The organism is Marinicella sediminis, from assembly GCF_002000055.1.
Classification (GTDB): Bacteria; Pseudomonadota; Gammaproteobacteria; order Xanthomonadales; family Marinicellaceae; genus Marinicella; species Marinicella sediminis.
The window spans coordinates 449,085-460,033 of sequence record NZ_MVBD01000001.1; the positions used below are offsets into that span (position 1 = coordinate 449,085).

The 10,949-nt window shown below is 47.3% G+C and carries 8 protein-coding genes; all 8 read left to right on the plus strand.

The window, feature by feature from the left end:
- The first annotated feature begins 4 nt into the window (after nucleotides 1-4).
- The 8 genes from B0475_RS02185 (at nucleotide 5) to gspG (ending at nucleotide 10,947) form a co-directional block, all read left to right on the plus strand.
- The gene (locus B0475_RS02185; RefSeq protein WP_198538072.1) at nucleotides 5-1,171 is read left to right on the plus strand and encodes a tetratricopeptide repeat protein; all 1,167 of its coding nucleotides are present in this window, start codon (nucleotides 5-7) and stop codon (nucleotides 1,169-1,171) included.
- Between the two features lie 6 nt (nucleotides 1,172-1,177).
- The gene (gene xerD / locus B0475_RS02190) at nucleotides 1,178-2,068 is read left to right on the plus strand and encodes a site-specific tyrosine recombinase XerD (RefSeq protein WP_077409769.1); all 891 of its coding nucleotides are present in this window, start codon (nucleotides 1,178-1,180) and stop codon (nucleotides 2,066-2,068) included.
- Between the two features lie 120 nt (nucleotides 2,069-2,188).
- Nucleotides 2,189-2,920 carry a thioredoxin fold domain-containing protein gene (locus B0475_RS02195; protein WP_077409770.1) on the plus strand — a complete coding sequence of 244 codons (732 nt, stop codon included), beginning with the start codon at nucleotides 2,189-2,191 and terminating at the stop codon, nucleotides 2,918-2,920.
- Between the two features lie 135 nt (nucleotides 2,921-3,055).
- Nucleotides 3,056-6,907, plus strand: coding sequence for a phosphoribosylformylglycinamidine synthase (gene purL / locus B0475_RS02200; RefSeq protein ID WP_077409771.1), 3,852 nt, complete (start codon nucleotides 3,056-3,058; stop codon nucleotides 6,905-6,907).
- An 8-nt stretch (nucleotides 6,908-6,915) separates the two neighbouring features.
- A complete protein-coding gene (locus B0475_RS02205) occupies nucleotides 6,916-7,533 on the plus strand; it encodes an exosortase H-associated membrane protein (protein ID WP_077409772.1) in 618 nt (205 codons plus the stop codon).
- An 82-nt stretch (nucleotides 7,534-7,615) separates the two neighbouring features.
- Nucleotides 7,616-9,322, plus strand: coding sequence for a type II secretion system ATPase GspE (gene gspE / locus B0475_RS02210; protein ID WP_449288540.1), 1,707 nt, complete (start codon nucleotides 7,616-7,618; stop codon nucleotides 9,320-9,322).
- Nucleotides 9,322-10,533, plus strand: coding sequence for a type II secretion system F family protein (locus tag B0475_RS02215; protein ID WP_077409774.1), 1,212 nt, complete (start codon nucleotides 9,322-9,324; stop codon nucleotides 10,531-10,533). The genes gspE and B0475_RS02215 overlap by 1 nt, the downstream gene beginning before the upstream one ends.
- A gap of 3 nt (nucleotides 10,534-10,536) precedes the next feature.
- Nucleotides 10,537-10,947, plus strand: a complete 411-nt coding sequence (gspG, locus tag B0475_RS02220; RefSeq protein ID WP_077409775.1) for a type II secretion system major pseudopilin GspG — start codon at nucleotides 10,537-10,539, stop codon at nucleotides 10,945-10,947.
- Nucleotides 10,948-10,949 lie beyond the last annotated feature (2 nt).

The following is a 10,949-nucleotide window of genomic DNA, read 5'->3' on the forward strand; positions in this document are numbered from 1 at the left end:
ATTGATGAGTGAACCACAGAGCAAAAAGATCACCAGGTACAGTGAAATGCTGGCTGATGAACAATACGCTGAAGCCAAAGCTGGCTTAACGGCCATGACTGCCAAACTGAATGAACGTGATGCCTATGTGTTGGGTGTTATTTATCAGTTGTTGGGTCACATTGAATCTTCTCAGGGCAACTATGCGGCTGCTGCCAATAACTTCAAAAAAGCCATTGGTTACGATTCACTGCCAAACACCACGCATTTTCAAATGATGCTCAGCTATGCACAGTTGCTGATGCTCAATGAAGATCACCGTGGTGGTTTGAAAGCCCTGGAAGATTACATGGCCATGGTGGATGAGATTCCTGACAGTGCATTCGCAATCAAAGCCAATGCCCATGCTCAGTTGGAACAGTTTCGTGAGGGCAAAGCGGCCATCAAGCAAGCCATTCAGTTGTCAGACAAACCCAAAGAGTCCTGGTATCAGTTGTTGCTGGCCATGCATTCTGAGTTATCTGAATACAAAGAAATGGCTGATGTTCTGAGAACTTTGATTGCCATGTCGCCCAACAAGAAAACATATTGGATGCAATTGCACTCAGTGTTGTTTACTTTAAAGGAAGACAAACAGTCATTGGCAGTTTGGGAAATGGCTTTCCGTAAGAACCTGTTTGATAAAGAAAGCGACTATTTGCAATTGTTTAAACTTTATTCATACAATGACTTGCCTTACAAAGCTGCTGCGACCTTACAAGCTGCACTGGATGGCGGTAAAGTTGAGTCCAATTTCAAAAATTGGAAACAGGCAGGAGCTGTTTGGTATGAATCACGTGAGTTGCAAAAAGCACTCAAGGCTTATGAAAAAGCCAGTGAATTTGCTACTGACGGTGAAATGGATTTGACCCGTTCATACTTGTACCTTGATCTTGAGCAGTGGGCCAATGCGGTTGAATCAATCACTTCAGCGCTGGAAAAAGGCGGTTTGGATGAGAATAAAACCGGTAATGCATGGTTGATGTTGGGTATGAGTCAGGCATCATTGAAAAACTATGGCAGAGCACGTACTGCATTCAACAACGCGATTAAATTCGAAAAATCACGTAATAATGCACAACAATGGTTGTCTCATTTAACCACATTGGAGCGAAAAGCCGAAGCCGAAGCCACGGCTCAAACACAGCCCTGATCTGGGATGATTATAAAGGATGATCTGCTCGATCAATTCCTGATGTATCTGCGGTTGGAAAAAGGATTTTCCAACCATTCCATTACCAGCTACCGAACAGACATTCGTCAATTATTTCATTATTGTGAAAATGCCAATGATGGTTCATTTTTGCTGAGCAATGAACAAGCTCAGGCGTACAGCAGTCACTTGTCAGCACGGGGGCTTAACGCCAGAAGTATGGCCAGAAAAATTTCATCAGCCAGGCATTTTTATGTCTTTCTACAACACTCCAGACACATTGAAACAAACCCATTTACCAGGGTGGTGATGCCTAGGTCAGGGCGTTCTATTCCAAAACCCATGTCTGAGGAACAGATTGAGCAGTTGCTTAATCAGCCTGACACCGCATGTTTTCTTGGTCTGCGGGATAAAACCATGTTGGAAGTCATGTATGCCACTGGAATGCGGGTTTCTGAACTGACTCAATTAGAGACCAATCATTTGAATTTAAACCAGGGGGTGGTCAGAGTAACGGGTAAAGGTGGTAAAGAGCGGTTAATCCCTTTGGGTGAAGAGTCTGTTTACTGGCTGGAAAAATACCTCAGGGAAAAACAACATGTCCCTTATGCGTCTGCCGGAAAGTATGTGTTTTATAACCAAAAGGGCAGTGTCATCAGTCGTCAGGCTTTTTGGTACAGAATTAAGAAACACGCCGGTGATGCCGGTATTTTGCCTTTGCCTTCACCTCACGTCCTGAGGCATTCATTTGCCACGCACTTACTTAACCATTCCGCAGACCTACGGGTGGTACAAATGCTGTTGGGACACAGTGATTTATCAACCACGCAGATTTACACCCTCGTGGCCAAAGAAAAACTCAAGCAACTTCATCATCAACATCACCCGCGTGGTTGATGCCATTTAAATAATAATTATTTTTGATGGTATATTTCATCAGCTTGGTTAGAATGTGATGGTTTTTAAAACTATTGAACCCATCTGCGGTCCAATTGGCAAATTTATGAAGGAAAACCCATGAAACCATTATTATTTATTTTAGCTACCCTGTTAACCACGCAACTGATGGCCAATGAAGACCAGGCTGTCATTGAAGAAGCTTTGAAGAAGATCACCAGTTCAGCAGTCAAAATTGTTGAAGTGAATTCAACTCCAATTGGAGACATCAAAGAGGTCATGGTTGATGCGGGTCGGGGCAGTGAGATTTTATACATCAGTGCAGATGGTAAATACATCATCAACGGATCACTGTTTGATATCGAGAACAGAATCGATTTAACTGATCAGAAAAAATCATTGATCCGTAAAGACCTCATTGAAGGCATTGGTGCTGCACAACGCATTAACTTCTATCCTGAAGATATGAAATACCACGTCACAGTTTTTACTGACATCGATTGTGGATATTGTCGAAAATTACATGCTGAGATGGCACAATACAATGAATTGGGTATCGGTGTATCGTATCTGTTTTTCCCCAGAGCTGGCTTACAAAGCGCATCCTTTGACAAAGCCGTCAATGTGTGGTGTGCCAAAGATCAGCAAAATGCCATGACCATGGCCAAGGCTGGTGAGCCGGTTGATCCGCAACAATGTGACAACCCCATCGCCTCACACTATCAGGCGGGTCAAACAGCGGGTGTTACAGGAACCCCGGCGCTGGTGCTGGATAATGGCACACTGATGCCAGGTTACTTGCCTCCTGCACAATTGAAGCAACGGTTAGATGCCATGCTGGCTGCCAAGTAAGCCAATGACAAATAAATCGGGGCTGGTTATTCTGTACCAGCCTTTTTTTTGCTTACTTCGTAGCGGTTTTTAGTAGGCATTGAAGCAGTCAGTGTCCGGTTCATGTAAAATAGCCGTTTTTTTGCCGCCTAAAGCATGAATTTTCAATTGTATTCATTCATTGGAAGTGAATTGTATTCCGCTTTCAGAATTCAAAAAATCAACCAGCAACTGGCCAGTAAGCCAGGAGCTCCTGAGCTGGTTACCGCCAAAAACTATTTTGTGGTTGAGGCCAGTGAGCCGCTCACCAGTGAACAACTTTCGATCATCGAAAGCCTGCTGGCAGCCCAACGTTATGAACATGCCTGGCAGGAGCAAAATCATTTGGTCCTGCCAAGACCAGGTACCATTTCTCCCTGGTCAACCAAAGCCACTGACATCTTTCATCATTGTGGCCTTGAATCAGTTAATCGGGTTGAAACGGGACGATTGCTGACATTGAATAATGATCAAAGTTTGCCGGCAGAAGAACTGCTGGACCGGATGACTGAAGCCGAATACCACTCTGCTACTGATTTCTCTGGTTTGTTTGATCATCACCAGCCACAGCCAGTCAAACATATAGACATCAAACAGACAGGTGTGACAGCACTTGAAGAATTAAATCAAAGCATGGGACTGGCTTTGTCTTCTGAAGAAATCGATTATTTGTATGCGCAATACACCCAATTGGATCAGCTGCCAACCGATGTCGAGCTGATGATGTTTGCACAGGCAAATTCGGAGCATTGCCGCCATAAAATCTTCAATGCCAGCTGGCACATCAATGAGCAGGCACAAACCCATTCATTGTTCCAAATGATCAGGAACACCGAGGCCCATACCAGTCAGCAAGCATTAAGTGCATACAAAGACAATGCAGCCGTATTTGCCGGCGGCTCAGGGCAACGCCTGATCAGTACGAGTGATCATCAATACAGCAGTGAAACTCAGGACATTGATGTCTTGATCAAAGTGGAAACCCATAACCATCCGACTGGCATTGAACCTTTTGCTGGTGCAGCCACCGGATCAGGTGGAGAAATCAGGGACGAAGCAGCCACCGGGCAAGGGGCCAAACCGAAAGCTGGTTTGTGTGGATTTTCTGTCAGCCATCTTCATATACCTGGTGCAGAACAGCTCTGGGAAACTCAATCACCGGGCACACCAGAACGCATGGCCACTGCTTTTGAAATCATGCAAAAAGGACCGATCGGTGCAGCAGCATTCAACAACGAATTTGGGCGGCCTAATATTTGTGGATACTTTCGTAATTTTGAAATGCCTGCCCAGGAATTGAGCCTCTGGCGGGGTTATCACAAACCCATTATGTTGGCGGGTGGAATGGGCCACATCAACCACATTCATACCACCAAACAAGACACCCAGGCGGGAGATTACGTGGTGGTGCTTGGCGGACCGGCAATGCTGATCGGTCTGGGGGGTGGTGCAGCCAGTTCAATCAGCAGTGCTGATGGACAAGAGGCATTGGATTTTGCTTCTGTTCAGCGGGGTAACCCGGAGATGCAACGGCGTTGTCAGGAAGTGATTGATCGCTGTTGGTATCAGAAAACCGAAAGCCCAATTCGCTCGATTCATGACGTGGGTGCCGGCGGATTATCCAATGCCATACCTGAAATCCTGGATGATGCGGCTTTGGGAGGGGACATCGAGTTGCGTCGCTTGCAAATTGATCATGTCTTCATGTCGCCCATGGAAATCTGGTGCAACGAATCGCAGGAAAGATATGTGTTGTCGATCAAACCTGAGAAGATTGAAGCCTTTAAGGATTTGTGCGCCAGAGAACGTTGTCCTTATGCGATCATGGGACAGGCAACTGCTGAACAGACTTTGACGGTTAATGATGAGTTGTTTGGCAACAGCCCGGTAGATATACCCATGGATCTGTTGTTCGGGAATACCCCTAAGACCATGATCAACATCGCCAGAAAACCAATTGAATTTCAGCCATTTGAAGCACGCCTGAAAACCATCAAAGAACAGGTTGAACAGGTGTTGCGGTTTCCTGCTGTGGCCAGTAAAAAATACCTGATCACCATTGGCGACCGAACAGTTTCAGGTCTCATTCACCGCGATCAAATGGTCGGTCCCTGGCAAGTGCCGGTGGCAGACTGTGGCCTGACATTAAGGGATTATGAAGGGTATGCTGGTGAAGCCATGGCTGTGGGTGAGCGCACCCCTGTGGCATTATTGGATCCTGCTGCTTCAGCCAGATTGGCGGTGACCGAAGCCATCACCAATTTAATGGGTGTCGGCTTATCCTCTCTCAGTGGCATTAAACTGTCTGCCAACTGGATGGCTGCCAGTGCCCATGAAGGCGAGTACCAGGCCTTGTTCGATGCCGTCAAAGCTGTGGGCATGGAGTTATGTCCACAGCTGGACATTGGCATTCCAGTTGGTAAAGACTCCATGTCGATGCAAACCAGTTGGACTGATGAGGAAGGTGACAAAACCGTCACTTCACCCATGTCATTAATCATTTCCGCATTTGCTGCAGTCGGCGATGTGCGACAACACCTGACCCCACAGCTGTCAGGTCAAGCCGGTAGCCGGCTGACCCTGATTGATCTGTCAGGCGGAAAAAACCGCATGGGAGCTTCGGTGTTGTATCAGGTGCAACAACAACTGGGGAAAGCGCCTGCGGATCTGGATAATCCGGAGTCATTGAAAAAACTGTTTACCTTCATGCATCAGGCTGTTACTCAACAATTGCTCCAGGCATGTCATGACAAATCTGACGGAGGTTTGTTAACCACCTTGGCTGAAATGGCTTTTGCCGGTCATTGCGGGGTCACCCTTGATGTTGGTGGTTACGACACAATTGATGAACTATCAGCTTATCTGTTCAATGAAGAACCGGGGCTGGTGATTGAAGCCAAACCCGGCAAGCAGGCGGCAGTGGATGAATTGCTCAGGGAACATGGATTGCTGGACCTGGCATCCACTGTGGCTGAGATCAATGACCAAAGTCGTTTTGTCATTGATCCGTCTGATGCCAATGGTCAGTGGGAACTTGCAGAATTGGAAAAAATTTGGGCAGAACCCAGTTACCAAATGGCCAGGCACCGGGATAACCCGGAATCGGTTGACCAGGAGCATCAGTTAATCAGAACAGATAACCCAGGAATGCAACCTGAAATTGACTTTGTGTTCGATGATTCACTGCTGACCCCGATGCTGAACCTGAGTAAACCGCGGGTGGCAATTCTGCGGGAACAAGGTGTCAATGGACAAATTGAAATGGCGGCGGCTTTCATGCGTGCCGGATTTGATTGTTTTGACGTTCATATGCAGGACCTGATAGATGGCAACACTGAATTGGCTGATTACAATGGATTGGTTGCTTGTGGCGGATTTTCCTACGGTGATGTGTTGGGCGCCGGACAAGGCTGGGCCAAGTCAATCATATATAATGACTCATTGAAACAGACCTTCGCTGACTTTTTTGCTGATGCGAATAAATTTGCGCTTGGGGTTTGTAATGGTTGTCAGATGCTGTCTGCCTTGCGGTCCATTATTCCTGGAACTGCACACTGGCCTGATTTTGTGCGCAATCAGAGCGAACAGTTTGAAGCCCGTTATTCACAGCTGAAAATTGCAGCAGGCAACAATTTATTTTTCCAGGGCATGGCGGGTGCAGTGATACCAGTGGCCATAGCTCACGGTGAAGGCCGTGCCTCATTTGCCACAGATACCATGCCGGGAGCGGTGGCGGCAGCGCGTTATGTCGACCACACCGGAAAAGCCACCAATCAATACCCGCTGAACCCCAACGGTTCGCAGGATGCAGTTGCTGCAGTCAGCAATGAGCAGGGTAATGTGTTGGCCATGATGCCACATCCGGAACGGGTTTTTCGAACGGCACAAATGTCCTGGGCGCCGGATCATTGGGGTGAAAATTCACCGTGGATGAGAATGTTTTATAATGCCAGATTATTTGTGAATTAGTTCAGAAGATGAAATCACCTATCAGAGAATTATTGGTCAGTTCAGTTTTGTATCTGCCGTTGTGCTTTTTTCTGTGGTTTTACTCAGCCACACTATTGGTGCTGCCGGTTAAATGGCTGGCAGAGTTTTTGTTGTTGCTTTGGCAGCCTGATCTGTTCAATGGCATCACGCAAAGCAGCTTTTTGTTCCAGGTTGAGACGCTGATTTTCCCCAAAGACCAGATGGGCGCTGTGGGTACCCAGGTGGCGGTGCTGGATGTCAGTGTGAATCCCATGAAGTATGGTTATGGTCTGGCGGTTTTTGCCGGCTTGGTACTGTCTTTGCCCAATGCCAGCACGCGCAACAGAATCTTGCAAATTTTGGTGGGCTATGTGTTGGTGGTTCTGGTACAGACCAGTGGCGTGTTCTGGGAAACCTGCAAATCGCTGTTGTTCTCCGGCAGTGAGGCGGCGTTTACCGCAATCAACGACACCGGCATCAGTCACAATCTGGTGGCTGTGATGTATCAAATGTCTTATTTAATTCTGCCTGCCATCGTGCCGGTTGTGGCCTGGGTGCTGCTGAATCGCCGGTTTGTGGAACAAATCACCAACTACAACGCCTTTATCAACCAGCACAAAAGGTGAGAAACTTTGCTGACTCAGCGCTGTCTGAGAGAAGCATCATTGAATACAGAAATCTATGACCAGTCAACAAGTACAAGAAAACATCGAAGAGGCCGCAGCAGAACCCACTGATTTTGAAACGCAGTTGTGTGAATACCTGGTTGATCAGGGCAGGCTGAAAGAGGAAGATCTGAAAAGAGGTCTGCGCCTGAACAAGGAAAGTTTTGGGGTGTCTCTGGTGCCTTTGATGGTGCGTCTGGGACTGGCTTCAGAGCGTGACGTGGTGCAATCCATGCATGAACTGTTGGAATACCCAATCATCAACGACAAAGACTTTCCGGAAACCAACAGTGTTGATGCTGAATTTCCCATTCGTTACATGCGGGAAAGCCAGTTTGTACCCATCGAGGAAACCGATGACAAACTGACTGTGGTGATGGTTTATCCCTACGAAACGTATCTGACCAAAGCCATCGAGATGGTGGCACAAAAGCAGCTGGACATCAAAATTGGTTTGCCTTCAGATGTGGAAAATGCCATTGAACGTTACTATGGTGGTGGTAAATCAGCCATGGGTCAATTGGTTGAAGGGCTGTCAGATGAAGGCGGTGAAATTGAAGATGTGGAACACCTCAAGGACCTGGCCAGTGAAGCTCCGGTGATCCGCCTGGTGAATATGATCATGCAACGTGCGGTTGAATCCAGGGCGTCAGATATTCACATTGAGCCTTTTGAAAACCGGCTCAAAGTGCGGTACCGTCTTGATGGTGTATTGCATGAGGTGGAGTCTCCACCAGCCCGGTCAACTGCGGCAGTGATCAGCCGAATCAAAATCATGGCCAAGTTAAACATTGCAGAAAGGCGTTTGCCCCAGGACGGGCGGATCATGCTGAGGGTGCAAGGCAAAGAATTGGATTTACGGGTTTCCACAGTACCTACATCGTATGGTGAAAGTGTGGTGATGAGGATCCTGGACCGGGAAAGTATTGTCTTTGATTTTAATCAGCTGGGTTTCCGAAAACACACCCTTGACCCTTTCCTGAAAGTATTGGAAATGCCACATGGTATTTTGCTGGTGACTGGTCCAACCGGTAGTGGTAAAACGACCACCCTGTATACCGCTTTGCAAAGATTGAACACAGAGGATCGGAAAATCATCACTGTTGAGGATCCGGTGGAATATCAGTTGACCGGGATTAATCAGATTCAGGCCAAAGCATCAATTGGACTGGACTTCTCCTCCGCCCTGAGGGCCATCGTGAGGCAGGATCCGGACATCATTATGATTGGAGAGATGCGTGATCTTGAAACAGCTAAAATCGCCATTCAATCAGCACTGACTGGCCATCTGGTGTTGTCAACCATTCACACCAATTCAGCAGCCGGTGGCATTACCCGTATGATTGACATGGGAGTGGAGGATTACTTGCTGACCTCGACAGTGAATGGCTTGCTGGCCCAACGACTGGTCCGTAAGCTGGATCAGAGCAGTATGGAAAAATATCAGGTGATGCCGGAAATGGTGAATGAGCTGGGTCTGGATCAACTGGCTGGTAGCAACGAACATTTTTTCTATCGCCCCAGGCCTTCTGAAGAAAATCCCACCGGATATGCTGGCAGGATGTCTATTCTCGAATGTCTGACCATGACCGAAGAGCTCAGAAGAATGGTGATGAAAGGCGCCACCGCAGGCGAATTACAGGTGCAGGCACAACAGGAAGGGATGCTGACCATGTATCAGGACGGTCTGCTTAAATGCTTGGCCGGTGAAACCAGTTTTGAAGAAGTGATCAGGGTCTCACACGAATAATGGCACAGTTTATCTACAAGGCAATTACGCCAACCGGTGAGCAGCTCGAAGGTCAACTGGAAGCGGCTTCACAAGCGGAAGTGATCGCCAAAATACAAGAGGCCGGCAACATGCCGGTGTCGGCCAAAGAACTTAAGCCGGGGTTTTCGGTGGAAAACCTGTTGGCCAGACGCAGTAAGGTAACCCACAAACAAGTGGGGTTTTTCACTGAGCAGTTAGCGACTTTATTGAATTCAGGCATGCCGCTGGACCGGTCCTTATCAGTGATGATCGACCTCAGTGATGATGAACGGATTGTCACCATGATTGAACAGATCCGTGACAAAGTACGTGGCGGAGGAACGTTGTCAGATGCCCTGGAAGAACAGCACGGGGTGTTTTCAACAATGTACACCAACATGGTAAGAGCCGGTGAAATGGGTGGTACTTTGGAATTGTCATTGCAGCGTTTGAGTGACTACCTGAAGAGCTCAAAGGAATTGAGAGATTCTGTGGTCTCAGCGATGATCTATCCTGCCATTTTGTTGGTTCTGGCAGTGGGTTCCTTATTCATATTGCTGGCCAAAGTGGTGCCTAAATTCAAGCCACTGTTTGAAGACGCCAACATTGAATTGCCACTGATTACCCAGGTGGTGTTCGCCGCCGCTGCAGTGATTCAAAGTTTCTGGTGGGTGCTGGTATTGTTTTTGGTGGTGTTGGTGGTGCTATTCAAGCAAAAACTCAAAGAGCCTGAATTCCGCTTTAACTGGGACCAAAGAATGCTGAAATTGCCCTTATTTGGGGAGCTGATCACCCGCGTGGAAACAGCCAAGTTTACCCGAACATTGGGAACCCTGGCAGACAGTGGTGTACCGCTGTTATCGGGTTTGTCGGTGGCCAAAAACGTGATCAATAACACCGTAATTGCCAAGGCCATTGCCGAGGCCACTGAAAAAGTCAAACATGGTGCGCCATTGTCAGACGCGTTGGCCCATGAAGAGGCCTTTCCCAAATTGGCGCAACAGTTGATGAGTGTTGGCGAAGAAACCGGTAACCTTGATGAAATGCTTGTCAGAGCTTCCGATACGTATGATGGTGAAGTGAAAAACACCATTGATCGCATGCTGTCAGTTTTGGTGCCGGTGTTGGTACTGATTCTGGCAGGTTTTATTTTTACCATTGTGTTTGCCATCCTTATGCCGATGATGAACATGAGTGAACTAGTAGGATAAATTATGAAAATGAGAAAACAACAAAGTGGTTTCAGTTTGATTGAAGTGCTGGTGGTGATGACCATCCTGGCAGTGATTTTTGGATTGGTGGTTTCCAATGTAACTGGTGGACAAGATAAAGCCAGATACAAAGAAGCCCAGATCATGGTACAAAAGCTGACACAATCGGTGGCTGAATTTAACCTTGATACCGGTAATTACCCTGACAGCCTGGAAGATCTGGTGCGTGACAACGGTGATTCAATGTGGATGGGTCCATACATCAAAGAAAAAGACCTGAAAGACCCTTGGGGGGAACCTTATCAGTTTTCTGCCAACAGCCAGCATGGTCAAAGTTTTGATATTTACTCCTATGGCAAAGACAAATCGCCGGGTGGAGATAAATTGGCTGCTGACATTGGTAACTGGCAGTAATT

Coding starts and splice junctions, on each gene's coding strand:
- B0475_RS02185 (WP_198538072.1), top strand. CDS start 5: ATGAGTGAACCACAGAGCAAAAAGATCACCAGGTACAGTGAAATGCTG.
- B0475_RS02195 (WP_077409770.1), top strand. CDS start 2,189: ATGAAACCATTATTATTTATTTTAGCTACCCTGTTAACCACGCAACTG.
- B0475_RS02215 (WP_077409774.1), top strand. CDS start 9,322: ATGGCACAGTTTATCTACAAGGCAATTACGCCAACCGGTGAGCAGCTC.
- gspG (WP_077409775.1), top strand. CDS start 10,537: ATGAAAATGAGAAAACAACAAAGTGGTTTCAGTTTGATTGAAGTGCTG.
- purL (WP_077409771.1), top strand. CDS start 3,056: ATGAATTTTCAATTGTATTCATTCATTGGAAGTGAATTGTATTCCGCT.
- B0475_RS02205 (WP_077409772.1), top strand. CDS start 6,916: ATGAAATCACCTATCAGAGAATTATTGGTCAGTTCAGTTTTGTATCTG.
- xerD (WP_077409769.1), top strand. CDS start 1,178: ATGATTATAAAGGATGATCTGCTCGATCAATTCCTGATGTATCTGCGG.